General features: G+C 71.9%; 22 protein-coding genes and 1 pseudogene. 18 read left to right on the top strand and 5 right to left on the bottom strand.

What is annotated here, in order from left to right:
* Positions 1-38 precede the first annotated feature (38 nt).
* Complete coding sequence (locus tag AB0C75_RS14060) at positions 39-1,010, top strand: aldo/keto reductase (protein WP_362890382.1); 972 nt, start codon at positions 39-41, stop codon at positions 1,008-1,010.
* 64 nt (positions 1,011-1,074) lie between these two features.
* On the opposite strand, the gene AB0C75_RS14055 is transcribed toward AB0C75_RS14060, so the two are convergent.
* Positions 1,075-1,575, bottom strand: coding sequence for a hypothetical protein (locus AB0C75_RS14055; RefSeq protein WP_362890380.1), 501 nt, complete (start codon positions 1,573-1,575; stop codon positions 1,075-1,077).
* Between the two features lie 106 nt (positions 1,576-1,681).
* Between AB0C75_RS14055 and AB0C75_RS14050 the strand changes: the two genes are divergently transcribed.
* Together AB0C75_RS14050 and AB0C75_RS14045 are read left to right on the top strand one after the other, a co-directional pair.
* On the top strand, positions 1,682-2,233 hold the full coding sequence (locus tag AB0C75_RS14050; RefSeq protein WP_362890378.1) for a helix-turn-helix domain-containing protein: 552 nt from the start codon (positions 1,682-1,684) through the stop codon (positions 2,231-2,233).
* On the top strand, positions 2,230-3,777 hold the full coding sequence (locus AB0C75_RS14045) for an MFS transporter (RefSeq protein ID WP_362890376.1): 1,548 nt from the start codon (positions 2,230-2,232) through the stop codon (positions 3,775-3,777). Before AB0C75_RS14050 ends, AB0C75_RS14045 begins: the two co-directional genes overlap by 4 nt.
* Before the next feature lie 54 nt (positions 3,778-3,831).
* Here AB0C75_RS14045 and AB0C75_RS14040 read toward each other — a convergent pair whose 3' ends face one another.
* On the bottom strand, positions 3,832-4,503 hold the full coding sequence (locus AB0C75_RS14040; protein WP_362890374.1) for a lysophospholipid acyltransferase family protein: 672 nt from the start codon (positions 4,501-4,503) through the stop codon (positions 3,832-3,834).
* A gap of 232 nt (positions 4,504-4,735) precedes the next feature.
* Between AB0C75_RS14040 and AB0C75_RS14035 the strand changes: the two genes are divergently transcribed.
* The 3 genes from AB0C75_RS14035 to AB0C75_RS14025 all read left to right on the top strand — a co-directional run bounded on the left by AB0C75_RS14035 (position 4,736) and on the right by AB0C75_RS14025 (position 7,132).
* Positions 4,736-5,911 carry a glycerophosphodiester phosphodiesterase gene (locus tag AB0C75_RS14035; RefSeq protein ID WP_362890372.1) on the top strand — a complete coding sequence of 392 codons (1,176 nt, stop codon included), beginning with the start codon at positions 4,736-4,738 and terminating at the stop codon, positions 5,909-5,911.
* A gap of 110 nt (positions 5,912-6,021) precedes the next feature.
* Positions 6,022-6,591: a sigma-70 family RNA polymerase sigma factor gene (locus AB0C75_RS14030; RefSeq protein WP_362890370.1), complete on the top strand. Its 570-nt coding sequence runs from the start codon at positions 6,022-6,024 to the stop codon at positions 6,589-6,591.
* A 37-nt stretch (positions 6,592-6,628) separates the two neighbouring features.
* A complete protein-coding gene (locus tag AB0C75_RS14025) occupies positions 6,629-7,132 on the top strand; it encodes a GNAT family N-acetyltransferase (protein WP_362890368.1) in 504 nt (167 codons plus the stop codon).
* A gap of 49 nt (positions 7,133-7,181) precedes the next feature.
* Here AB0C75_RS14025 and AB0C75_RS14020 read toward each other — a convergent pair whose 3' ends face one another.
* On the bottom strand, positions 7,182-7,643 hold the full coding sequence (locus AB0C75_RS14020) for a hypothetical protein (RefSeq protein ID WP_362890366.1): 462 nt from the start codon (positions 7,641-7,643) through the stop codon (positions 7,182-7,184).
* A 2-nt stretch (positions 7,644-7,645) separates the two neighbouring features.
* Positions 7,646-8,005 (bottom strand): hypothetical protein, encoded by a 360-nt coding sequence (locus tag AB0C75_RS14015; protein WP_362890364.1) that lies wholly within the window; start codon positions 8,003-8,005, stop codon positions 7,646-7,648.
* Between the two features lie 586 nt (positions 8,006-8,591).
* On the opposite strand from AB0C75_RS14015, the gene AB0C75_RS14010 reads away from it, so the two are divergent.
* The 8 genes from AB0C75_RS14010 (at position 8,592) to AB0C75_RS13975 (ending at position 19,036) form a co-directional block, all read left to right on the top strand.
* Positions 8,592-9,653 (top strand): ATP-binding cassette domain-containing protein, encoded by a 1,062-nt coding sequence (locus AB0C75_RS14010; protein ID WP_362890362.1) that lies wholly within the window; start codon positions 8,592-8,594, stop codon positions 9,651-9,653.
* The gene (locus tag AB0C75_RS14005) at positions 9,650-10,321 is read left to right on the top strand and encodes a methionine ABC transporter permease (RefSeq protein ID WP_362890360.1); all 672 of its coding nucleotides are present in this window, start codon (positions 9,650-9,652) and stop codon (positions 10,319-10,321) included. Before AB0C75_RS14010 ends, AB0C75_RS14005 begins: the two co-directional genes overlap by 4 nt.
* Positions 10,322-10,400: 79 nt before the next feature.
* Entirely contained in the window at positions 10,401-11,267 is an 867-nt protein-coding gene (locus tag AB0C75_RS14000) for a MetQ/NlpA family ABC transporter substrate-binding protein (protein WP_362890358.1), read from the top strand.
* Between the two features lie 142 nt (positions 11,268-11,409).
* Positions 11,410-12,048: a GNAT family N-acetyltransferase gene (locus AB0C75_RS13995; RefSeq protein ID WP_362890356.1), complete on the top strand. Its 639-nt coding sequence runs from the start codon at positions 11,410-11,412 to the stop codon at positions 12,046-12,048.
* A 122-nt stretch (positions 12,049-12,170) separates the two neighbouring features.
* Positions 12,171-13,385: a precorrin-6y C5,15-methyltransferase (decarboxylating) subunit CbiE gene (cbiE, locus tag AB0C75_RS13990; protein WP_362890354.1), complete on the top strand. Its 1,215-nt coding sequence runs from the start codon at positions 12,171-12,173 to the stop codon at positions 13,383-13,385.
* A gap of 332 nt (positions 13,386-13,717) precedes the next feature.
* Positions 13,718-16,882: a nicotinate-nucleotide--dimethylbenzimidazole phosphoribosyltransferase gene (gene cobT, locus AB0C75_RS13985; RefSeq protein WP_362890352.1), complete on the top strand. Its 3,165-nt coding sequence runs from the start codon at positions 13,718-13,720 to the stop codon at positions 16,880-16,882.
* A gap of 89 nt (positions 16,883-16,971) precedes the next feature.
* Positions 16,972-18,219 carry a uroporphyrinogen-III C-methyltransferase gene (cobA, locus tag AB0C75_RS13980; protein ID WP_362890350.1) on the top strand — a complete coding sequence of 416 codons (1,248 nt, stop codon included), beginning with the start codon at positions 16,972-16,974 and terminating at the stop codon, positions 18,217-18,219.
* On the top strand, positions 18,212-19,036 hold the full coding sequence (locus AB0C75_RS13975; protein ID WP_362890349.1) for an RNA methyltransferase: 825 nt from the start codon (positions 18,212-18,214) through the stop codon (positions 19,034-19,036). Before cobA ends, AB0C75_RS13975 begins: the two co-directional genes overlap by 8 nt.
* Here the strand turns inward: AB0C75_RS13975 and AB0C75_RS13970 are convergent.
* Positions 19,009-20,367 carry a serine/threonine-protein kinase gene (locus AB0C75_RS13970; protein WP_362890347.1) on the bottom strand — a complete coding sequence of 453 codons (1,359 nt, stop codon included), beginning with the start codon at positions 20,365-20,367 and terminating at the stop codon, positions 19,009-19,011. The two genes, AB0C75_RS13975 and AB0C75_RS13970, sit on opposite strands and share 28 nt — an antisense overlap.
* A 226-nt stretch (positions 20,368-20,593) precedes the next feature.
* On the opposite strand from AB0C75_RS13970, the pseudogene AB0C75_RS13965 reads away from it, so the two are divergent.
* From AB0C75_RS13965 to AB0C75_RS13950, 4 genes and pseudogenes are all read left to right on the top strand, one after another.
* A pseudogene (locus tag AB0C75_RS13965) lies at positions 20,594-20,867 on the top strand (hypothetical protein).
* Positions 20,868-21,055: 188 nt separating this feature from the next.
* The gene (locus AB0C75_RS13960) at positions 21,056-21,262 is read left to right on the top strand and encodes a hypothetical protein (RefSeq protein WP_362890345.1); all 207 of its coding nucleotides are present in this window, start codon (positions 21,056-21,058) and stop codon (positions 21,260-21,262) included.
* Positions 21,263-21,476: 214 nt separating this feature from the next.
* Complete coding sequence (locus AB0C75_RS13955) at positions 21,477-22,439, top strand: aminoglycoside phosphotransferase family protein (protein ID WP_362890343.1); 963 nt, start codon at positions 21,477-21,479, stop codon at positions 22,437-22,439.
* A 64-nt stretch (positions 22,440-22,503) separates the two neighbouring features.
* Complete coding sequence (locus AB0C75_RS13950) at positions 22,504-22,806, top strand: zf-TFIIB domain-containing protein (RefSeq protein WP_362890341.1); 303 nt, start codon at positions 22,504-22,506, stop codon at positions 22,804-22,806.
* Positions 22,807-22,931 lie beyond the last annotated feature (125 nt).

The following is a 22,931-nucleotide window of genomic DNA, read 5'->3' as shown; positions in this document are numbered from 1 at the left end:
ACGGGAAGGCGTTCGGAACCGACCCAGAGGAGCCCGCGATGCCCTTCGCCCGCCTGAACCGAGCGACTACCCCGACCTCCCACATCGGGCTCGGCCTGGCCGCCGTCGGCAGGCCCGGCTACATCACCCCGCACCGTGACCAGGATCTGCCCGGCGAACGCGGCGTCGACGCGCTGCGCGCCCGTACCCATGAACTCCTGGACGCGGCCTACGCCCAGGGCGTGCGGTACTTCGACGCCGCCCGCTCCTACGGCCGCGCCGAGGAGTTCATCGCCGAGTGGCTGGCCGCCCACCCCGAGGCGACGGACGTCGTCATCGGCAGCAAGTGGGGCTACACCTACACCGCCGACTGGCGCGTCGACGCCGAGACGCACGAGGTGAAGGACCACGGCCTGGCCACCTTCGAGCGCCAGCACGCCGAGACGGCCGGACTGCTCGGCGACCGGCTCGATCTCTACCAGATCCACTCGGTGACCGCCGACAGCCCGGCACTGAGCGACAAGAGCCTGCACGCGCGACTCGCCGAGCTGGCCGCCGGAGGCACCACGGTCGGCTTCTCCGTGAGCGGACCCGGCCAGAGCGACGCCATCCGGGCCGCCGTCGCCGTGACCGTGGACGGCGAACCGCTCTTCCGTACCGTGCAGGCCACCTACAACGCCCTGGACATCTCGGCCGGAGCGGCACTCGCCGAGGCGCACGACGCGGGGCTCACCGTGATCGTCAAGGAGGCCGTGGCCAACGGCCGGCTCGCCGGGACCGAGGCGCCGGCCGTCGTCCGGGAGATCGGTGCAGAGGCCGGCCTGGACGCGGACGCCGTCGCCCTGGCGCTGGTCCTCCACCAGCCCTGGGCCGGAGTCGTCCTGTCCGGCGCGGTCACCGCCACCCAGCTGGCCGCCAATCTGCACGCACCGCTGCTCGACCTCGAACCGGACCGGCTCGACCGGCTGGCCGCCCTGGTGGAGGAGCCGGAGGCGTACTGGCGCCACCGGGCCTCGTTGCCCTGGAGCTGAGCGGCCGGGCAGCCGGTAAGCACGGGCGTCGCGTACACCGGGGGCCCGTTCACGCCGGCCCCGCTCACGCCCAGTCGGCGAGCGCTTCGAAGTCGGCCCTCGCCAGCCCCACCCCGGGGTCGACCCACCGCAGCAGGGCCCGCCCCGGGTGGTGCGCGGCGACCCAGGCCGTATCGATGCCGGAGATCTCGTCGTCGACCCAGGCGAACGGCCTGCCGTCCGCGTAGTCGACGACGTAGCGGGTCTTCCAGTACGTCCCGTCCGCCGTGGGCGCGTGCATCGTGGGCCAGTCGATGTACGGGAGCGGGGGCAGCCCGATGCGCGGGCCGACCCACTCGTTCGCCTGGTCCTTCCAGGTGGTGGCCCAGACGAGTTCGTAGAGGCGGGCGAGCGCCAGCAGCTCGTCGCCGTGACCGGGGTTGAGCAGGACGGGCAGCGGCGTCCCCGCCGGCCACCCCGTCGGCCGCGTCCGGTGGAGTGCGTAGCCCTCCGGGACGGTGGGGCCGGCCAGCGCCGCGTAGGGGTTGAGCGGACCGTCGATGTCGATCATCAGCAGCGGCTTCATCAGGCCATGGTGCCCCCGGGCCGCCCGGCCTGGCGGATCATCCCCCGGCCGGTCATGGAGCGAGTCGCATGGGACATCGCTGTCTCATTTGATCTAGTGTCGTCCCATGACTCTTGATCGTGAGCAGGTTCTGCGCAGCGCCGCCGCCCTGCTGACCCGTAAGTCCACGGCGACCATGGACGAGGTCGCCCGCGCCGCCGGCATAGGCAGGGCCACCCTGCACCGGCACTTCGCCGGGCGGGGTGCGCTGGTCGGGGCGCTCGAGGACCTCGGGATCCGGGAGTTCGAGGCGGCCCTGGACGCCGCCGCGCTCGACGAGGGCCCCGCCGATGAGGCACTGCGGCGGCTGGTCGCGGCCGTCGAGCCGAGCGCGGGACTGCTGTCCTTCCTCGTCGGCGAGAGCCGGCTCTTCGAGGGGGACGAGGTCAACGAGGGCTGGGACCGCCTGGACACCCGGGTCTCGGCCTTCTTCCGGCGCGGTCAGGAGCGCGGCGAATTCAGGATCGACCTCACGCCGGCCTGGCTGACCGAGGCACTGTACGGCCTGATCGGGAGCTGCGCTTGGTCCGTGCAGGCGGGGCGGGTCGCCGCGCGGGACTTCTCATACATGATCGTCGAGTTGCTCCTGGGCGGAGCACGCCGGAGCGTGGAGAAATGAGCAGCACCACTTCGAGGGCCGGCGTCACGGGCGACCTCCACCATCCCGGCCGGTGGATCGCCCTCACCGTCCTCGCCCTGGCGGTGCTGCTCGTCGCCGTCGACGCCACCGTCCTCGGACTCGCGACGCCCTTCCTCAGTGAGGATCTCGAACCGACGGGCACCCAGCTGCTCTGGATCGGCGACGTGTACTCCTTCGTCATCGCCGGGCTCCTGGTCTCCATGGGCAGTCTCGGCGACCGCATCGGCCGGAAGAAGCTGCTGCTGACCGGCGCCACCGCCTTCGGCGCGGTGTCGGTGCTCAACGCCTACGCCTCAGGCCCCGGGATGATGATCCTGGCCCGGGCGCTGCTCGGGGTCGCGGGCGCCACTCTGATGCCGTCCACGCTCGCCCTGATCCGTAACCTCTTCCACGACCCGCGCGAGCGCAGCCTGGCCATCGGCATCTGGGGTGCGATGGCCTCGGCGGGCGCCGCCGTCGGACCCGTGGTGGGCGGACTCCTGCTGGAGCACTTCTGGTGGGGCTCGGTCTTCCTGATCAATCTGCCTGTGATGGCGGTGCTGGTAGCCGTGGGCATCAAAATGATCCCCGAATCGAAGAACCCCACGCCAGGCCCCTGGGACCTGATCAGTGTGGGTCTCTCGATGGTCGGCATGATCGGCGTCGTGTACGGCATCAAGGAGTCCGCCGCGCACGGCGTGAGCTGGTTGCCCGGCGTGGCGGCCGTCGGCGGGCTGCTGGCGCTGACCTGGTTCGTGCGCCGTCAGCTGAAGCTCCCGGCGCCTCTGCTGGACATGCGGCTCTTCCACCACCGGGGGTTCTCGGGCGCGGTGCTCGCCGACCTGCTGACGATCCTCGGCCTGTCCGGAATCGTCTTCTTCCTCTCCCAGTTCCTCCAGCTGGTCCAGGGGAGGGGGCCACTGGAGGCCGGGCTCGCCGAACTGCCGGCGGCGGTCGGCGCCGTGACCGCGGGCCTGTCGGCGGGGAAGGTCGCCCGCCGCTACTCCGTGCGCTCCGTGGTCGCCGGCGGGCTCGGCGCCATCGGGGTGTCACTCGCCGTGGTCACGGTGATCCACAAGGAGACCGGCTATCCGCTCATCGGTGTCCTGCTCCTGGTGGTGGGCGTAGGCGCGGGGTTCGCCTTCACCGTCACCTCCGACGTGATCCTCTCCAGCGTCCCCAAGGAGCAGGCCGGCTCCGCGTCCGCCGTGTCCGAGACGGCGTACGAGCTCGGGGCGGCCCTCGGGATCGCCCTGCTCGGATCCATCGTCACGGGCGTCTATCTGGGCTTCGGGACCCCCGCGGGCATCTCGGCCGACTCGGCGGCGGCCGCCCACGAGTCACTCGGCGGAGCGGTGGAGACCGCCGAGCACCTGCCGGCGCACCTGGGGAACGAGCTGGTCGTCGCGGCCCAGGAGGCGTTCGTCAACGGGCTCAGGGTCTCCGCCGCGGTGGGTGCGGTGGTCCTGCTCGCGACGGCCGTCGCCGCCTGGTTCCTGCTGCGCGGGCAGAAGCTGGAGGACGGGATCATCCCCGACGAGTGAACGGCCCCGGCGCACTCGGCGCTTTCTAGGGGCCGTCCGAAACACGCAGACGGCTCAGGCGGCCTTGGCCTTCGTGGCGTACATGTCGACGTACTCCTGACCGGACAGGTGCATCACCTCGGCCATCACGGAGTCCGTCACCGCCCGCAGGACATAGCGGTCGCGGTCCATGCCCTCGTAGCGGGAGAACTCCATCTGCTCACCGAAGCGCACCGTGACCTTGCCGGGGCGGGGGAGGCCGGAGCCGCCCGGCTGCAACTTGTCCGTGCCGATCATCGCGAAGGGCACGACCGGCGCGCCGGTCATCAGGGTCAGCCGCGCGATGCCCGTACGGCCGCGGTAGAGCCGGCCGTCGGGGGAGCGGGTGCCCTCCGGGTAGATGGCGAAGGCATGGCCCTCGTCCAGCACCCGGCGGCCCGTCATCAGGGCCGCGACTCCGCCGCGGCCACCGTCCCGGTCCACCGGGATCATGCCGCAGCCCGTGAAGAACCAGGCCATCAGCCGGCCCTTGAAGCCCTTGCCGGTGACGTACTCGTCCTTGCCGATGTAGAACACCGGCCGGTCGCAGCAGATCGGCATGATCATGGAGTCGATGAACGTCAGGTGGTTGCCCGCGAGGATCACTGGACCGTCCCCCGGGATGTTCTCGACGCCCTCGACCTGTGGCCGGAAAAGCAGTCGCAGGATCGGTCCGAGCACTGCCTTGATGACCGTGAGTCGGGACAACGCATCCTCCGGTGTCGTGGCCGGGCGGCCGGGGCGGGAATTCGCGAGGGTCTGTGCAGGTGAGGACGATACTCGCGGGTACCGCCTCTCCGCACATCGGGTTCACCCAGTGGATACGCAGTGTTGACGTGTGTTTCCGCCACGTTCGTCCATGGTCCGCCCCGCCGATGGCGTAGCCGCCTACGATCGTGCCTCGCCCGAAGGTGCCGGACATCATATGCGAGGAGCATTCATGACAGAGCACGCGCGGACCGAGCCCGGCCGCCGGACCCTCCTCGGGGCTGCCGTCCTCGGCACGGCCGCCCTCGGTACGACGGTCATGGGAGCGGCCGGTACGGCGAACGCCGCCGGGCGTGTCCCGGACAAGCAGGGCAAGGGCGACGGCACCTACCGTGACCTGCCCGTCCCCACCGTCATCGGCCACCGGGGGACCGCCGGCTACCGCCCCGAGCACACCCTCGGCTCCTACCAGCTGGCCCTGGACCTGGGCGCGCACATCGTCGAACAGGACGTGGTGCCGACCAAGGACGGCCACCTGGTCTGCCGCCACGAGAACGACATCACCGCCACCACGGACGTCGCCGAGCACCCCGAGTTCGCGAGCCGCAAGGCCACCAAGGAGATCGACGGGGTGCCGCTGACCGGGTGGTTCACCGAGGACTTCACCCTCGCCGAGCTGAAGACCCTCAGGGCCAAGGAGCGGATTCCGGCCAACCGCCAGAAGAACACCCTCTACGACGGCCGCTGGGAGATCCCGACCTTCGAGGAGGTCCTGCACTGGGCGGAGGAGGAGGGCCGCAGGCGCGGCCGCGCCGTCTGGCTCTACGTCGAGACCAAGCACCCCACCTACTTCAGGGGCCTCGGTCTCGCACTGGAGGAGCCGCTCGCCAAGCTGCTGCGCCGCCACGGCCGGCACCGCGCGAACTCCCCGCTGATCCTCCAGTCCTTCGAGCCGACCTCGATGCGGCGGCTCTCGAAGCTCGTCGCCACGCCCCGTGTGGTGTTGCTGGACGGGCCCGACACACAACCCTGGGACTTCGTGGAGGCCGGTGACCCCCGCACCGTCGCCGATCTGGTGAAGCCCGCGGGGCTGAAGTGGATCGCGTCCTTCGCCCAGGGCATCGGCCCCTGGCTGGACCTGGTCATCCCCCAGGACGCGGACGGACGGCTGACCTCCCCCACCACCCTGGTCGCGGACGCGCACGCGCGGGGCCTGATCCTGCACCCGTACACGATGCGCAACGAGAACACCTTCCTGCCCGCGGACTTCCGGCGCGGCACCGACCCCAACGCGTACGGCGACGCGTTCGGCGCCTTCCGGACGTACTTCGAGACAGGCATCGACGGGATCTTCTCGGACAACCCTGACACCGCCCTGCTCGCGGCGGCCGACTTCGACCAGGACTGACGGAGGGGGCCGGGCGGGCCGGGCGCGTCAGCCGCCCGGCCCTGATGCCCCGGTCGGGTGGAGCGCCCCGTGTGCGGCAACTCGCCGGGCACGGGGCGCGTTGACGGGACATGACTCCTCCCGATCATGTTCCGGCGGCCGGGTCCGAGGCGGCGGGCGACGGCGGACGGGCCGTCGTGCAGGCCCTGCACGCGCTGGTGCGCGCGGAGGCCGTAGCCGAGGCCGACGCGGCCGGGACCGAGGCCGCGGATCTGGAACAGTCGGTGTGGCTGAGGCTGCTGGAGCGCGGGACCGGGCCTGGACTCCCCACCGACCCCGTCCGCTGGGTGCGGGCCGCCGTCCGGACGGAGGCACGCGCCGCCCGGCGCAGGATCCGGCGCGAGCGCGCCTACCCCGCCGGTGAACCGCCGGGCGACTGGGCCGGCTGGCCGGAACGGATCGCGGTGGGGGCCGACGAACGCCGTGCACTGCGCACCGCGGTGGGCCGGCTCCCCGGGAGGTGCCCACGACTACTTGAGGCGATGCTGGCCCCCCACGATCCGACCTACCAGGAAATCGCAGGGGAGTTGGGTATGTCACAGGGGAGTTTGGGCCCTATGCGTTCCCGATGCCTTGGATGTCTGCGCAGAATGCTGGCGGCGGAGGTTGTAGCTCCTGAACTGCGGGGAATGGAGCGGTAGACAACCGGCGGAACGGGTGAGCGGGAGGCATGCACACATGGGCATGAGCGTGACCATCTCGGCGGCGGCAGCACAGGACGCCGAGCAGATCTTCAGACTCCAGTACCTCTGTTTCCAGAGCGAGGCGGAGCTCTACGGCAACTACCGGATCGACCCACTCGTCCAGACCCTCGACTCCGTCCGGGACGAACTCACCACGGACCTGGTGTTCGTGGCCCGGCTCGGCGACGAAGTGGTCGGCTCGGTACGCGGCTTCACCGACACGGACGGCACGGGCCGGATAGGCAAGCTCTGTGTCCACCCCCGGCTCCGCAACCACGGCCTTGGTACCCGTCTCCTGCGGGCGGCGGAATCCGGGCTGGCGGACGGGCGTTCGGCCACCCGCTTCCGTCTGCACACCGGGGAGCGCAGCGAAGGCAACCTGCGGCTCTACCGCAAGGCCGGCTACGCCCGGGTGGGCAACACCACCGGAGTCGACGGGGTCCGGCTGGTCCTGCTGGAGAAGGACGCCACCGCGCCCGCCTATGTGACCAGCGCCTGACGCCCGCGCCTGAGGCACTCCTGCGCGACGCCGGTGTCAGCCGCCGGTGTCAGGCGTTGCGTGCGCGGCGCAGCCAGATCATCCCGGTGACCGGCAGGATCACCGGGATGAACAGGTAGCCCATGCCGAATCCCGACCACACCGTGCTGTCCGGGAAGGCGGACGGCTCCAGGCGCGTCCAGGTGCCGACGATCAGCACACCGGCGAGCTCGGCGGCGCAGCAGACCAGCGCCGCCCTGCGTGCCTTGTCCCCGCCCCGCACCAGCGAGTACGTGATGAAGCCGTACACGACGGCCGCGACGGCCGAGAGGACGTAGGCGAGCGGCGCCTTGCCGAAGTCCAGGATCATCTCGACGATCGAACGGGACGCGGCGGCCACGGTGAACACCCCGTAGAACCAGACCAGTACCCGCCCCGGCCCGGTGCCGAGCTCGAACTGCTGCTTCCGTGGCGGGGTGTCGTGCTGCGGTGCCGGGGACGCGGGCGCCCCCGTGCGGTCGGTGTCGCGCATGGTCAGTTTCCCCAGATGTCGTAGAGCCGGACTTCGAGGACGGCGAGCACGACCGCGCCGGCCGCCACCGTCACCGAACCCCAGCGGGTCCGCTCCGACAGCGACAGGAAGCCCGCCGCGGGCACGGCCGCGAAGGCGCCGATCAGATAGGCGATGAAGATGGTCATGCCCTGGTCGGGCCGCTCGCCGCGCGACAGCTGCACGATTCCCACGAGCAACTGCGCCAGCGCCAGCACGGAGACGACCGCCATACCGATGAAGTGCCAGTCCTTCGTGGGCTGGTCCCGGTAGGCGGCGAATCCGCACCAGGCGGCGAGGGCGAGCGCGGTCACGGCGACCGCGACCGTCAGGGCGTCAAGCATGACGTGAGGATATTACGGACGGCCGGAGCGGCCGCGTGCGGCCCCGGCAGGGGCGATCGGCACCGTGTACGCGGCGGGCGGTGGCCGGCAGGCGTGGCCTTTGCCACAGGGTGCGCACAGCATGATCGGCGCCGTGCCGGTGCGGCAGCCGGAACGGTCCACGTTTTCGCAGGTCACGACCGGGTGCGCGCCGATCCCCGGCCGCAGGCGGAGGTGTCCAGCAGTGTCCGCTATACGGACACGGGGGATCGTGGAGACGTTACGTCTGTTTTACTTGGCGCATGACCATGACGAGCTACCGCAGCCCTGCGACCGAGGCGATCCCGACGCCCGGTGCTCGTTGTATGTGTCGAATGCGCGCTTTCTGAGGGTCCAGGACCGCGCCTCGCGCCCCGAAGCGAGACCGAGCCCGTGCCGTCCGCACCCAGCGGACCGAGCCGGCCCGCGCATGACCCGTGCCCGGCGGTCCGCCGCGGCCGGACCATGCGGAGACTCCCACCGGTCGACCACTGAGAACAGTCTCATCAGACGAATGCCCCGTGCCCGGCGGACCCCGCGCCGTGCACTCGACAGTGACGGAAACCCTGTGATCACCACTTCGGGCCTCACGAAGGTCTACCAGTCACGCGGCCGCGAGGTCACCGCCCTGGACGGCGTGGACCTGCACGTACGCGAGGGCGAGGTCTACGGCGTCATCGGACAGAGCGGCGCCGGCAAGTCCTCCCTCATCCGCTGCGTCAACCTCCTCGAACGCCCCACATCGGGCACCGTGACGGTCGCGGGACAGGACCTCACCGCCCTGGCCGGCCGCAGCCGCCGCGCCGGCAAGGAGCTGCGCCGGGCGCGCAACCGCATCGGCATGGTCTTCCAGCACTTCAACCTGCTGGACTCGCGCACCGTCCGGGACAACGTCGAGCTGCCCCTGGAGATCCTCGGGATATCGGGACAGGACCGGACCCGCAAGGCGCTCGAACTCCTCGACCTCGTCGGGCTCGCGGACAAGGCGAAGGCCTACCCCGGTCAGCTGTCCGGCGGCCAGAAGCAGCGCGTCGGCATCGCCCGCGCCCTCGCCGGCGACCCGAAGGTGCTCCTCTCCGACGAGGCGACCTCGGCGCTCGACCCCGAGACGACCCGCTCCATCCTGCAGCTGCTGCGCGACCTCAACCAGGAACTCGGCCTCACCGTCCTGCTCATCACGCACGAGATGGACGTCGTCAAGACCGTCTGCGACTCCGCCGCACTGATGAAGAAGGGCCGCATCGTCGAGTCGGGCACCGTCGGCGCACTGCTGGCCACCCCCGGCTCCGAGCTGGCCCACGAGCTGTTCCCCGTCGGCGGCGCCGCCTCCGGCCCGGGCTCCACCGTCGTCGACGTCACCTTCCACGGTGAGACCGCGGCCCAGCCGGTGATCTCGCAGCTCTCCCGCACGTACAACATCGACATCTCGATCCTCGGCGCGGCGATGGACACCGTCGGCGGCAAGCAGATCGGCCGCATGCGCATCGAGCTGCCCGGCAGCTTCGATGAGAACGTCGTCCCGATCGGCTTCCTGCGCGAGCAGGGCCTCCAGGCCGAGGTCGTCGACGACGGCACCGGCGCCGTCCCCTCCCCGACCCCCGCCGCGATCACCAAGGAGGTGGCGAAGTGACCTGGTCCGAAATGCAGCCACTGCTCACACAGGGAACCATCGACACCCTCTACATGGTGCTCTGGTCCACGCTCGTCACCGTCGTCGGCGGGCTGCCGCTCGGCATCCTGCTCGTCCTCACCGACAAGGGCGGACTGCTGCAGAACACCGTGGTGAACAAGATCGTCGGCGCGGTCGTGAACATCGGCCGCTCCCTGCCGTTCATCATCCTGCTGATCGCTCTGATCCCCTTCACCACCTGGATCGTCGGCACCTTCATCGGCCCGTCCGCGATGATCGTGCCGCTCGCCGTCGGCGCCATCCCGTTCTTCGCGCGGCTCGTCGAGACAGCGGTGCGCGAGGTCGACCACGGGCTCGTCGAGGCCGTCCAGTCGATGGGCGGATCCATCCCTACGATCGTCCGCAAGGTCCTGCTCCCGCAGGCGCTGCCCTCGCTCGTCTCCGGGGTCACCACCACCGTCATCGTGCTCATCGGCTACTCCGCGATGGCCGGCGCCGTCGGAGGCGAAGGGCTCGGCTCCAAGGCCGTCACCTACGGATTCCAGCGCTTCGACGACCAGTTCATGCTCATCACCGTCGTGCTGCTCGTCGTCATCGTGACCGTGGTCCAGCTGATCGGCGACGGCGCCGTACGCCTGCTGGCGCGCCGGGGCCGCACCACCTCCTGACCTTCTTGACCTTCTTCTCCCACTGAAGCCCGAACTCCTTGTCCGGGCGCACCACCACCACCGGAAAGAGGCACTCTTCGTGCGCAAGAACATCAAGATCACCGCTGCCGCCGCGGCCACCGCCGCCCTCGCCCTCGGGCTCAGCGCCTGCGGTACGGACTCCGACCCGGCCGCCAAGAGCGGGAGCGGAAGCGACACGGACACCTCCAAGGCCCTTGTCGTCGCCGCGTCCCCGACGCCGCACGCCGACATCCTGAACTACGTCAAGAAGAACCTGGCGGACAAGGCCGGCCTCAAGCTGGAGGTCAAGGAGTTCACGGACTACGTCCTGCCGAACACCGCCACCGAGAGCGGCCAGGTCGACGCCAACTTCTTCCAGCACAAGCCCTACCTGGACGACTTCAACGAGAAGAACAAGACCCACATCGTCCCGGTCGTCAACGTCCACCTCGAACCCCTCGGTCTCTACTCCAAGAAGATCAAGGACATCAAGGACATCAAGGCAGGCCAGACCGTCGCCGTCCCGAACGACACCACCAACGAGGGACGCGCGCTCCAGCTCCTCGCCGAGAACGGGCTGATCACCGTCAAGGACGGCGTGGGCACCAACGCGAAGCTCAGCGACATCACGGACAAGAAGGGCCTGGAGTTCAAGGAGCTCGAAGCGGCGACCGTGCCCCGCGCCCTGGACGACGTCGACGCCGCCGTCATCAACGGCAACTACGCCATCGAGGCCGACCTGAAGCCCGGCCAGGACTCCCTGGCGCTGGAGAAGGCCGAAGACAACCCGTACGCCAACTTCCTGGCCGTCAAGGAGGGCAACGAGGACGACCCCCGGGTCCAGAAGCTCGCGAAGCTCCTGAACTCCGACGAGGTCAAGAAGTTCATCGAGGACACCTACAAGGGCTCGATCGTCCCCGCCTTCGGCGAGGTCGCCAAGTCCTGACCCCCTGGCACCACTTGCCGCACGAGCCCCGCACACCCGCACCAGGGTGTGCGGGGCTCCGCCGTGCGGACCCGGCCATGCGCATCCACGGCCCGATGCTGCATGCTGGTGCCTTTACCGGGTCTTCGGCATGGAGCTGCGCATGACTACCACCTTCCCGTCCATCTCCATCAGCACGGACAGGTTGGTGCTGCGCCCCTTCGACATGGCGGACGTCCCGGCGTACATCGAGATGATGAACGACGAGCTGGTCACCGCCTGGACCGACGCTCCACACCCCTACACCCAGGTCGACGCCGAACGGTGGGTCCGCAGGATCGCGCCGGCCGAACGCACCCAGGGCAACGGCATCGTCCTCGCCGTCACCGAATTCCTCACCCAGCGCCTCGTCGGTTCCGTACGGCTCCTCAACACCGACCGGCGCACCCTGGCCACCGAGGTCCGCTACATCACCGCCCCCTGGGCGCGCGGTGAGGGATACGCCACCGAGGCCGTGCTGGCCCTCGCGGAGTGGCTCTTCCGGGACCAGGGCTTCGAACGGATCGAGCTCCGCACCCCCGCCGGGAACACCGCCTCCCAGCAGGTCGCCCAGAAGCTGGGCTGCATCAGCGAGGGAGTCCTGCGCAACGCCCGCATAGCCAGGACGGCGACCGAGGACGGGGGCTGGGCCGACATCAGGACCGACCTCATCGTGTGGGGGCTCCTGCCCGAGGACCTGGAGGGCGTCGCCGAGCAGTTGGCCGACGCGGGCGGCTACGGCACGTACAACGACTGGAACTGACCCCCGCTCCCGTGCTCCGGGACTCCCCGGCGGAGGGCTGGTACGGACCGGATACGCTCGGCCTTGCTCCGCCCATCCCGCGCGGAGCCCCCGCCTGCTCACACATCAGGAGAATGACGACGATGGCCGACCGGGTCACGGTGATCGGCTGGGACGGTTCGCCACTGACCGGCGCGGCCACCGGCGCACTCTCGGCGGCCACGCTCGTCGCCGGCGCCGCCCACCACCTCGCGCTCCCCGAGGTCCCCGAGCGTGCGGAACGGATCCGGCTCGGCAGCGTCGACCTGGCCGCCCGCAGGATCGCCGGGCACCGGGGGAGCGCCGTGGTCCTCGCCGACGGCGACCCCGGCTTCTTCGGCGTCGTACGCACTCTGCGCAAGCCGGAGCACGGCCTCGAGGTCGAGGTGGTCCCCGCCGTCTCGTCTGTCGCCACCGCCTTCGCCCGCGCCGGAATGCCCTGGGACGACGCGCAGGTCGTCGTCGCCCACCCGCGCACCCTGCGCCGCGCGGTCAACGTCATCCGCGCTCACCACAAGGTCGCCGTGCTCACCTCGCCCGGCGCGGGGCCCGCGGAGCTCGCACTGCTGCTCGAAGGCATCCACCGGACCTTTGTGATCTGCGAGGAGCTCGGCACCGTACGCGAACAGGTCACGGTCCTGACCTCAGACAAGACGGCCGACCACACCTGGCGCGACCCCAATGTCGTCATCGCCATCGGTGGCGGTCCCGAGACCACCGCCGCCGGAGCCTGGATCGCCGGCCGCCGCCCCGAGACCGTGCGCGGCTGGGCCCTGCCCCCCGCGTCGTACGGCGGTACGGGGGAGAGCGGTGAAGGCGAGTTTCCCGGGCTGCGAGCCGCCCAGCTCGCCCGCCTCGGGCCGCGCACCGGCGATCTGGTCTGGGACATCGGCTCCGGCAGCGGGGCCCTCGCCGTGGAGGCGGCCCGCTTCGGGGCCGCCGTGCTCGCCGTGGACAGCGACCCGGACGCCTGCGCGCGTACGGCCGCCGCGGCCCGCGCCTTCCAGGTGGGCGTCCAGGTCGTCATGGGCACGGCCCCGCACGTCCTGGAGCGCCTGCCCGAACCCGATGTCGTACGCATCGGCGGCGGCGGGGTGGCCGTGGTCACGGCCGTCGCCGACCGGCGGCCGGAACGTATCGTCACCCATGCCTCGAACCGGGACGAGGCGGAGGCGCTGGGTGCGGCGCTCGGGGAGAACGGATATGCGGTCGAATGCGCGCTGCTCCAGTCCGTCGAACTGGACACTTCCGCCTGGACGGAGCGCGAACGCTCCGTCGTGTTCATGCTCTCCGCGGTGCGTTCCGATCTCGCCCCCTGAGGTGTTCGTGGGGGAGCGCGAGGTAGGCTGACCGATTGTTGTACCGCGCCCGGCTGTTCGACGGTTCGTTCGTCAATGTCCGGAAAAGTGGACAGTTTTGGTCCGCGATGTGGTACGGCACAACCGGGGGACGCGCAACGTGGCGTAGTCCACAGCGAGCCGGGGCAGAACTGTCTGTCGCGGCGGCGAACGGCCGCGAGAATGTACACCTCCGCGCGCGTTTCGTGCCGCGCGGGGAGCCCGCTCGTTCTTGTTGACGAGCGCCGGCGTGCCGTGGTTCGGGCATCCCGGGCGAAGGGCGAAGGAGCACTGACGATGGGCGAGGGGTACGCATGACTGACACCGGCCAGATCCCGGGCGAGGGACTGCCGGAGAACGCAGGCATGGTGGAGCAGCCGGGCATCCCCGCCCCGGACGCCTACACCTACCTCGAACCCTCCGAGCACACACCCGAGGATGACGACGTCCTTCTGATGCCCGCGTCCCAGGGCGCGTGGAGCGACGCTCCGGGCGCACCGACGGGCCAGTCCGAGCAGTTCCAGGCGCACACGCCTGCGCAGGTGCCGGTGGCCGCAGCGCCGGCCAGGCGCCCGCTGCACCGGGGCCCCGCCTCCACCGAGGCACCTTCCTACGGGGGTACGCCGACCGGCGGAGTGGTCCGCTCGCTCGCGGACCGCGGGCCGGCCGGCCCGCAGAACCCGGTGCCCGTGCGGCACGCAGGGCCGCCGACGTCGGGGCCTGAGTACCTCGACCTCCCGGCGGACGACCCGGCCATGCTGCCGGGCCCGCAGCTGGGGGAGATCCCGCCGCAGGGCGCGTCCGCGTGGGGCGCGCCTGAGGCGGTGGCCGCGCCTGAGCCGGTGGTGGAGCCCGAGCAGGCTGCCGTGCCTGAGCCGGTGGAGGAGCCCGAGGCACCCGCCGAGGCGGTCGCGCCCGCTGGACTCGCCGAACCCGAGCAGGTCGAGCCCGTTGTGTCCGCCGAGCCGGCCGCCCCTGCCGAGGCCGCTGTCCCCGCCGAGCCCGTGGCTCCCGTGGCTCCCGTGGAGCCCGTCGCGCCGGTCGCGCCGGTCGCGCCCGCAGAAACGGTCGCTCCCGAGTCGCAGCCCGAGCCGGTGGCCGCCGCGCTGCCGGAGGCTCCCGTCGAGTCGGCCACCGGTCCGGCCGATGAGCGTCCGGCGGAGCCCGAGGCTCATCGGCCGGCTCCGGCCGACGCTCCCGCGCCCGCCGACGTGCCCGCTCCGGTCGAGACACCCGTCGATCTGCCGGTCGAGGCCACCACAGCCCCGGCCGAGCCGGTGGGACAGTTCGTGCCCGTCGATGGCTCCGTACCCACCACCCCGCACCTCTCTCCGACGCCTGCCGCCGGGACCGCCGTCCCCGCTGCGCCGGAGCCGGAGCAGGCACCCGAACCCGTGGCTGAGCCGGCACCGCCCGTGCCCGAGGCCCTGGAGGTACCGCAGCAGCCGGTCACCGCCCAGCAGCCCGAGTCCCTGCCCGAGCCCGTCGCAGTACCCGAGGCGGCTCCCGAGCCCCTCGTCGTGCCGCAGGCCGGACCTCAGCTCCTCACCGAGCCGGAGCCCGAGCTGGAGCCCGAGTCCGAGCTCAGCACGGGACCCGAGATCATCGAGACCCCTGAGGCCGAGGTTCCTGAGGTCGGGAGCCCCGCCGAGGCCGAGGTCCCTCACGCCGTGATTCCGGAGCCCCGGCCCCTGGAAGCAACGGCACCGGCAGCCGAGGAAGCAACCGAGGACGCCCCGGCCGAGACGGCCCCCGCCCCCGGCTACGACGACGCCGAGCGCGAAGCCGTCCTGCGGGTGATGCGTGAACGGCGCGACATCCGCAACGGCTTCCGCGGCGACCCCATCCCGCACGAGGTGCTCCTCCGCGTCCTGGAGGCCGCGCACACCGCGCCGAGCGTCGGCCACTCGCAGCCCTGGGACTTCGTCGTCATCCGGTCCGCCGAGACGCGCCGTTCGATGCACGAACTGGCGCAGCGCCAGCGCGATGCCTACGCCAAGTCGCTGCCCAAGGCGCGGGCCAAGCAGTTCAAGGAACTCAAGATCGAGGCCATCCTCGACACGCCCGTGAACATCGTCGTCACAGCCGACCCCACCCGTGGTGGCCGGCACACCCTGGGCCGGCACACCCAGCCGCAGATGGCCCCGTACTCCTCGGCACTCGCCGTGGAGAACCTGTGGCTCGCCGCCCGCGCCGAAGGCCTCGGTGTCGGCTGGGTCAGCTTCTTCGACGAGCGCGAGATGGTCCGTGCGCTCGGTCTGCCCGAGCACCTCGAAGTCGTCGCCTACCTCTGCGTCGGATACGTCGACGAATTCCCCGAGGAACCCGAACTGATGCAGGCGGGCTGGTCCAAACGCCGCCCGCTGTCCTGGGTCGTCCACGAGGAGACGTACGGCCGGCGCGCCCTGCCCGGCGGGGAGCCGCACAGCCTCCTCCAGGAGACCATCGAAGGCATCCGCCCGCTGGACGCCAAGGCGCTCGGCGAGGCCTGGGAACGCCAGAAGCGGATGACGAAGCCCGCGGGCGCGCTCGGCATGCTGGAGATCATCTCCGCCCAGCTGTCCGGGCTCTCCCGGCTGTGCCCGCCGCCCGTCCCCGAGCCGGCCGCGGTCGCGGTCTTCGCCGGTGACCACGGGGTGCACGCCCAGGGGGTCACGGCGTGGCCGCAGGAGGTCACCGGCCAGATGGTCGCCAACTTCCTCGGCGGCGGCGCCGTCTGCAACGCCTTCGCCGCCCAGGTCGGCGCCGAGGTCTGCGTCGTCGACGTCGGTGTGGCGTCCGAACTCCCCGCGACGCCCGGGCTGCTCCCCAGGAAGGTCCGTGCGGGAACGGCCGACTTCACCACCGGCCCCGCCCTCACCCGCGAAGAGGTGCTCGCGGCGATCGAGGTGGGCATCGAGACCGCCCGCGACCTGGTGGCCGCCGGCAACAAGGGCCTGCTCACCGGTGAGATGGGCATCGCCAACACCACCGCTTCGGCCGCGCTGATCTGCGTCTACACCGGTATGGATCCGGCGGAGGTGACGGGCCGCGGCACCGGGATCAACGACGAGATGCACGCCCGCAAGGTCGATGTGGTGCGCCGCGCCCTCGACCTGCACCAGCCGGACGCGGACGACCCCATCGGGGTACTGGCCGCGGTCGGCGGCCTGGAGCACGCCGCCATGGCCGGCTTCCTGCTGGGCGGCGCGTCACTCCGTACGCCGGTGATCCTGGACGGTGTGAGCGCCGGTGCGGCGGCGCTGGTCGCCCGGGCGATCGCCCCCGAGGCGCTCGCCGCGTGCATCGCGGGTCACCGCAGCGCGGAGCCCGGCCATGTCGCCGCCCTCAACAAGCTGGGCCTGCGCCCGCTGGTCGACCTCGACCTCCGCCTCGGTGAGGGCACGGGCGCCCTGCTCGCGCTCCCCATCGTGCAGAGCGCCGCCCGCGCGATGCACGACGTGGCGACGTTCGACTCCGCGGGAGTCACGGAGAAGTAGCCTCCCACCCCGAGAACCCACGTCATCGCCGCTCCGCCGCCGCAGCGGCCCGCAGCACACCGCACCCTGCACGAGGAGCCCGCACGACCATGGCCGAGCATGACGATCACCCCGCCTACCCCGTCGGACTGCGCCTGAACGGGCGCCGCGTCGTCGTCGTCGGCGGCGGCCAGGTCGCGCAGCGCCGGCTGCCCGCCCTCATCGCGACCGGGGCCGACATCACCCTGGTCTCCCCGTCCGCCACCGCGTCCGTCGAGGCGATGGCCGACACCGGCGAGATCCGCTGGGAACGCCGCAGGTATCAGGACGGCGACCTCGCCGACACCTGGTACGCCCTCGTCGCCTCGTCCGACGCCGCGGCCAACGACGCCGCGTCCGCCGAGGCCGAGCGCACCCGCACCTGGTGCGTCCGGAGCGACGACGCGGAGGCGGCCACCGCCTGGACCCCCGCCACCGGCCGCAGCGAAGGCATCACCGTCGCCGTCCTCACCACCACCTCGCAGGGCCGCGACCCCCGGCACTCAGCCGCCGTCCGCGACGCGATCGTGGACGGGCTGCGCGACGGCACCATCGCCGCCCCGCACCACCGCACCCGCGCTCCCGGTGTCGCCCTGGTGGGCGGCGGCCCGGGTGACCCCGACCTGATCACGGTCAGGGGCCGGCGGCTCCTCGCCGAGGCGGACGTGGTCATCGCCGACCGGCTTGGCCCCCGCGATCTGCTCGACGAGCTCCCGCCGCACGTCGAGGTGATCGACGCGGCGAAGATTCCGTACGGCCGCTACATGGCGCAGGAGGCGATCAACCAGGCGCTCATCGACCACGCCAAGGCCGGCAGGTCCGTGGTCCGGCTCAAGGGCGGCGACCCGTTCGTCTTCGGCCGCGGCATGGAGGAGGCGCAGGCCCTGGCAGCCGAGGGCATCGCCTGTACGGTCGTCCCCGGAATCTCCAGCTCGATCTCCGTACCTGGCGCGGCCGGGATCCCCGTCACCCACCGGGGCGTCGCACACGAGTTCACGGTGGTCAGCGGCCATGTGGCCCCCGACGACCCGCGCTCCCTGGTCGACTGGAAGGCGCTCGCACAGCTGCGCGGCACCCTCGTCCTGCTGATGGCCGTCGACAAGATCGGCGCCATCGCCCAGGCCCTCATCGCCCACGGCAGGCCGCCGGAGACCCCGGTGGCCCTGGTCCAGGAGGGCACCACCGCCGCTCAGCGCAGGGTCGACGCGACGCTCGGAGACGTCGGCGAGCGCGTGATCGCGGAAGAGGTACGCCCCCCGGCCGTCATCGTCATCGGCGATGTCGTCGCCGTCGGCACCGCAGCGGCGCCCCGTGGCTGAGCTCATCACCGTCGACGACCCGGACGACCCGCGCCTCGGCGACTACACCGGCCTGACCGACGTCGAGCTCCGGCGCCGGCGCGAACCCGCCGAGGGTCTCTTCATCGCCGAGGGCGAGAAGGTCATCAGGCGCGCCAGGAACGCCGGGTACGAGATGCGGTCCATGCTGCTCTCCGCCAAGTGGACCGAGGTCATGCGCGATGTGATCGACGAGGCCACGGCACCCGTCTACATGGTCACCCCGGCCATCGCCGAACGCGTCACCGGCTATCACGTGCACCGCGGGGCGCTGGCCTCCATGCGGCGCGAGCCACTGCCCGACGCCGCCACGCTGCTGTCCCCGGAAGAGGGCGGGATACGCCGGGTCGCCGTGTTCGAGGACATCGTCGACCACGCCAACCTCGGCGCCGCCTTCCGTAACGCGGCCGCACTCGGCGTCGACGCCGTCCTGCTCACCCCGCGCTGCGCCGACCCGCTCTACCGGCGGGCGGTCAAGGTCTCCATGGGCTCCGTCTTCCACGTCCCCTGGACCCGCCTGACGTCCTGGCCCCAGGACCTCGGCCTGCTGCGGGAGGCCGGCTTCACCACCGCCGCGCTCTGCCTGAGCGACACGTCGATCACCCTGGACGAACTCGTCGCACGGCGGCACGGGAAGCTGGCGCTCGTGTTCGGCACGGAGGGCGACGGCCTCACGCCCGAGGCACTCGCCGCGGCCGACACCCATGTCCGTATCCCGATGGACGCCGGAGTCGACTCGCTCAACGTCGCAGCGGCCTCGGCGGTCGCCTTCTACGCGACCCGTCCCGACGGGGTCTGACTCCGGTCCCCCTGGTCCCGGCCCGTCTGCCCCGGCTGGACGGCGGCCCCGTCGTACGTCTGTGACGGCGTGCCGCCCAGCCCGCGTGCCGGGCCCTGGCAGCCCTGGGCGGCCGCGATGCCCAGCGCGACGAGCAGCGTCACCACGACGAAGACGACGAGCCGCTGACGCAGCAGCCGCGGGTTCGCCGGCCGCCGCTTCCCGCCCTTCCCCGCCGAGGTCGTCCGGACACCGGGCCGCGAGGCCGGCCTGCCGTTCGTGCCCTTCGGCCCATGGGGCTGCTGCCCCGAGCGCGGCCCGCCCCGGACATCCCTGGGCTGCGAACCGCCGGTACGAGGGGCCGCCGGACGCGACGCGGGGCGCCGCCCACCCGTGGCACGCGGCTCCTGCGCATGCCCGCCGGCCGTATGCCGGGTCGCCTGTTCGGTGTACGGGCCATCGAGCCGGCCGGTCGGCCGGTCCAGCTCCTGGGCGCTGCGCTGCGCGGGCGGCCGGCGCTCGTGCAGCCCCTGCGCCTCGCGCGCGGCGATCTCCTTGAGCCGCATGGAGAGCTGCAGGGTGCTCGGCCGGTCCTCGGGGTCCTTCGCCAGACACGCCCGTACGAGCGGGGCGAGCGCATCGTGCACATCGAACAGATGTGGTTCCTCGTGGACCACGCGGTAGAGCATCACCTCGGAACTGCCGTGACCGAAGGGGGAGTCCGCCATCGCCGCGTACGCCAGGGTGGCGCCCAGCGAGAACACGTCCGTGGCGGGCGTCACCGCTGCTCCGCGCACCTGCTCGGGCGCCAGGAAGCCCGGCGAGCCGACGGCCGTACCGACATGGGTGAGCGTGCTGGCCCCGGTCGCCCAGGCGATACCGAAGTCGATGATCCGGGGGCCCTTGGGGGAGAGGAGGATGTTGGAGGGCTTCAGGTCACGGTGGACGACACCCGCCTCGTGGACCGCCACCAGGCCCTCCGAGAGAGCCGCCCCGATCGAGGCGACCTCGGCGGCCGGCAGCGGGCCCTCCTCGACGACCTTGTCGTGCAGCGAGGGGCCCGGCACGTACTGCGTGGCGAACCACGGCCGGTCCGCATCCAGATCGGCGGCCACCAGCCGCGCGGTGCAGCCGCCGCGGATCCTGCGGGCGGCGGACACCTCGCGCGCGAAGCGGGAGCGGAATTCCTGGTCCTCCGCCAGATCCGGCCGGATCACCTTGAGCGCCACCCGCTGGCCCCTGCGGTCGGATCCCAGATAGACGACGCCCATGCCGCCCGCACCGAGCCGCCGGTGCAGCCTGAACGAGCCGACGAGACGCGGGTCCTCGCGCCGGAGCCGCATCATCGCCATCGTCTGTCCATCCCCGCTGCCGGTCCGCCTGACGAGGCACAGCTTACGTACCCGTGGCGCGGCGCGCTCAGAGGCCGCGCCCTCGTCGGCCCATCGATTGTCAGTGCCCGACGGGAGGATTGAGGAGTGGTCAGGGAGCCGGAGATCCGGGCTCCGTGACGCGTGCGAGATCTCAAATGACCGTCGCGTAAGGGGGATTGGATCAACGAAGGGTGATCGCGTGGAAATGGTCATGGACGCGGGCGACACGACCAGGACGTACGGAGCGGTGGCCTCCAGAGCAGGCCGACGGGTGGAGACAGCGGTCCGCCGGGGTGTGGTGGAAGTGAGTGAAGTCACCCTCCCCCATAGCCTTGACGGCATGGGCGGTGCCCCCATCGGATCAGTTGTCCGTACCGCCCGCTTCATGGCGACCGACCAGGGTGCTCGCCCTGGTCGAACAGCCGGTCCCCCGGGAGGACGCCTCCGAGCGCCCCCTCGGGGATGACCCCAAGGACTGACGCCTGATCTCCACCCAGAGGAGTACACGGAAGGCGGTCGGCTCATCCTCCGGGAGGCCCGGTATTCGGTACGCGGGCATGACGCCACCAGGTGCCCGTCTCCCTAATGTTGAAGTCAAGCGGCGGGTGCGGAACTCGTCCCCCGAGGCCAGACGCCCGCCGCTCCGGAACAGGTCAGGAGAGGAACCATGGCGGACACGGCCACGCGGACGATCATCCGCACGCAGGGGCGCAGGGCATACGCCGCGTTCGGCGTACGCCGGTCCGGCACGCGCCACCCGCTGGTGGCGACAGCCATGGTCCTTCCCCTGGCGGCCCTGCTGGTCGTCGTCTTCGGCGGCTGGGACGCAGTGGTCACACAGGCGTCGTCCGTGGGCGTGATGCTGGGGCGCTGAGCGGCGCCCCAGGTCCGGGAGAGCGGTCCGGACCGGGACATCCGGCCAACAGCCCCGTGGGGACGGGGGTGCGGCGGACGGCAGCGTTTGTCCGGCCAGCTGGGGAGCTGGCCGGACATCGCGCTGTCCGGACCCTTTTCGCGGCGGCCCGCCGCGTACGATCACGCCGGGACACCGGCCCCGGCCGGCCGATCACCCCGCGGGAGCCGATCCGATGACCACCACCCCCGTCGTACGAGCCCTGGGCGACCTGGCGCACGGCAGCGCCCACGCGGGCGCGGCACGGTGCGCGTGCGCCCCGCCCCAGGTGCTCGCGGACCGGCCCGACGGCACGGTGGTCCGCAGCGGCCGGGCCGTCGCCAAGGCCCACGCCCAGGACTCGGAGCAGCCGGCCCTCGCGGCCCGCCTGTCCCTGGCCGCCTCGCCCCTGCTGGCGGGGATCCTGCTCCCGCCGCTCCCCGCCCCGGACGGGCCGCCTGGCGGCGCCGACGGCCGTACGGTGAGTCTCTGGCCGTACGGCTCGCCCGTCGACCCCTCGGACCCCGGTGCCGCCCCCTGGGAGGAGGCCGCCGTCCTCCTGGCCAGGCTGCACCGGACCCCGCCGCCCCATCCGCTCCCGCCGATGCGCGGGCCGGTCAAGGCGGCCCGGGCCGTGGCACGGATGCGCGCCGCCCGGCCCGGCGACCCTGCGACCGCCCCCGTGCTCGCCGCCTGGCGCGGGCTGCCCGGCTGGGCCCGCGCCGAGCACCCGCTCCCCGGGGACCGGGACGGTTTCCTCTGCCACGGCGATCTGCACCTCGGCCAGCTCGTGCGGCACCCCGCCCACCACGGCCCCTGGCTGCTGATCGACATCGACGACACGGGTCTGGGCGACCCCGCCTGGGACCTGGCGCGGCCCGCCGCCTGGTACGCGGCCGGGCTGCTGCCGCCCGGGATCTGGCTGCGCTTCCTCGACGCCTACCGGGCGTCAGGAGGCCCCGCCGTACGAGCCGGAGGGGACCCGTGGCCCGATCTCGACGTCGTGGCGCGAGCGCTCACGGTGCAGACAGCCGCCCTCGCACTCGCCAAGTCCGTGGCGGAGGACCGCAGTCCGGACGAGGTGGAGCAACTGATGATCGACGCATGCGACCGGATCGCGTCCCTGCCGCCCGGGCGGGCGCCCGAACAGCCGTCGTAGGGTGGAGCGTTCGCCGCCGGGAACGTATCCCGGCGACGTCGCCACCGACTGAGGAGCCCACTCGATGATCCAGTGCCCCAAGTGTCATGCCCAGATGAACACCTACAACCGCAACGGTGTCCAGATCGAACAGTGCAGCGGCTGCCGGGGCATCTTCCTCGACTACGGTGAGCTGGAGGCGCTGACCCGCCTGGAGTCGCAGTGGGCCCAGCAGGCCCCGCCCGCGCCACCCGCCCCGCAGGCGTATCCCGCGCCGGCGGCCTACCCCGCCGCGCAGGGTCCGGCCTGGGGAGCGCCGCACCAGGGCGGTCACTACGGCGGCCACCACCACCGCAAGGGCTTCGGCCGGATGCTGTTCAGCTCCTGACCCGGCCCGCCGGAACGGCAGTGCCGCAATGCGGGTCCGGGCCCGGTGCCCGGACCCGCATTGCATACGGTCGACGGACTTCGGTTCATGATCTAGTCATGGCCATGTCTCATGCCTAGAGTGCG

Source organism: Streptomyces sp. NPDC048565, from assembly GCF_040650935.1.
GTDB lineage: Bacteria > Actinomycetota > Actinomycetes > Streptomycetales > Streptomycetaceae > Streptomyces.
This window is presented reverse-complemented; position numbering and strand designations above follow the sequence as displayed.

What these genes read in the sequence shown, in the direction of transcription:
- AB0C75_RS14060 (WP_362890382.1), top strand. Translation starts at nt 39, where the DNA reads ATGCCCTTCGCCCGCCTGAACCGAGCGACTACCCCGACCTCCCACATC.
- AB0C75_RS14055 (WP_362890380.1), bottom strand. Translation starts at nt 1,575, where the DNA reads ATGAAGCCGCTGCTGATGATCGACATCGACGGTCCGCTCAACCCCTAC.
- AB0C75_RS14050 (WP_362890378.1), top strand. Translation starts at nt 1,682, where the DNA reads ATGACTCTTGATCGTGAGCAGGTTCTGCGCAGCGCCGCCGCCCTGCTG.
- AB0C75_RS14045 (WP_362890376.1), top strand. Translation starts at nt 2,230, where the DNA reads ATGAGCAGCACCACTTCGAGGGCCGGCGTCACGGGCGACCTCCACCAT.
- AB0C75_RS14035 (WP_362890372.1), top strand. Translation starts at nt 4,736, where the DNA reads ATGACAGAGCACGCGCGGACCGAGCCCGGCCGCCGGACCCTCCTCGGG.
- AB0C75_RS14030 (WP_362890370.1), top strand. Translation starts at nt 6,022, where the DNA reads ATGACTCCTCCCGATCATGTTCCGGCGGCCGGGTCCGAGGCGGCGGGC.
- AB0C75_RS14025 (WP_362890368.1), top strand. Translation starts at nt 6,629, where the DNA reads ATGGGCATGAGCGTGACCATCTCGGCGGCGGCAGCACAGGACGCCGAG.
- AB0C75_RS14020 (WP_362890366.1), bottom strand. Translation starts at nt 7,643, where the DNA reads ATGCGCGACACCGACCGCACGGGGGCGCCCGCGTCCCCGGCACCGCAG.
- AB0C75_RS14015 (WP_362890364.1), bottom strand. Translation starts at nt 8,005, where the DNA reads ATGCTTGACGCCCTGACGGTCGCGGTCGCCGTGACCGCGCTCGCCCTC.
- AB0C75_RS13995 (WP_362890356.1), top strand. Translation starts at nt 11,410, where the DNA reads ATGACTACCACCTTCCCGTCCATCTCCATCAGCACGGACAGGTTGGTG.
- cbiE (WP_362890354.1), top strand. Translation starts at nt 12,171, where the DNA reads ATGGCCGACCGGGTCACGGTGATCGGCTGGGACGGTTCGCCACTGACC.
- cobT (WP_362890352.1), top strand. Translation starts at nt 13,718, where the DNA reads ATGACTGACACCGGCCAGATCCCGGGCGAGGGACTGCCGGAGAACGCA.
- cobA (WP_362890350.1), top strand. Translation starts at nt 16,972, where the DNA reads ATGGCCGAGCATGACGATCACCCCGCCTACCCCGTCGGACTGCGCCTG.
- AB0C75_RS13970 (WP_362890347.1), bottom strand. Translation starts at nt 20,367, where the DNA reads ATGGCGATGATGCGGCTCCGGCGCGAGGACCCGCGTCTCGTCGGCTCG.
- AB0C75_RS13960 (WP_362890345.1), top strand. Translation starts at nt 21,056, where the DNA reads ATGGCGGACACGGCCACGCGGACGATCATCCGCACGCAGGGGCGCAGG.
- AB0C75_RS13955 (WP_362890343.1), top strand. Translation starts at nt 21,477, where the DNA reads ATGACCACCACCCCCGTCGTACGAGCCCTGGGCGACCTGGCGCACGGC.
- AB0C75_RS13950 (WP_362890341.1), top strand. Translation starts at nt 22,504, where the DNA reads ATGATCCAGTGCCCCAAGTGTCATGCCCAGATGAACACCTACAACCGC.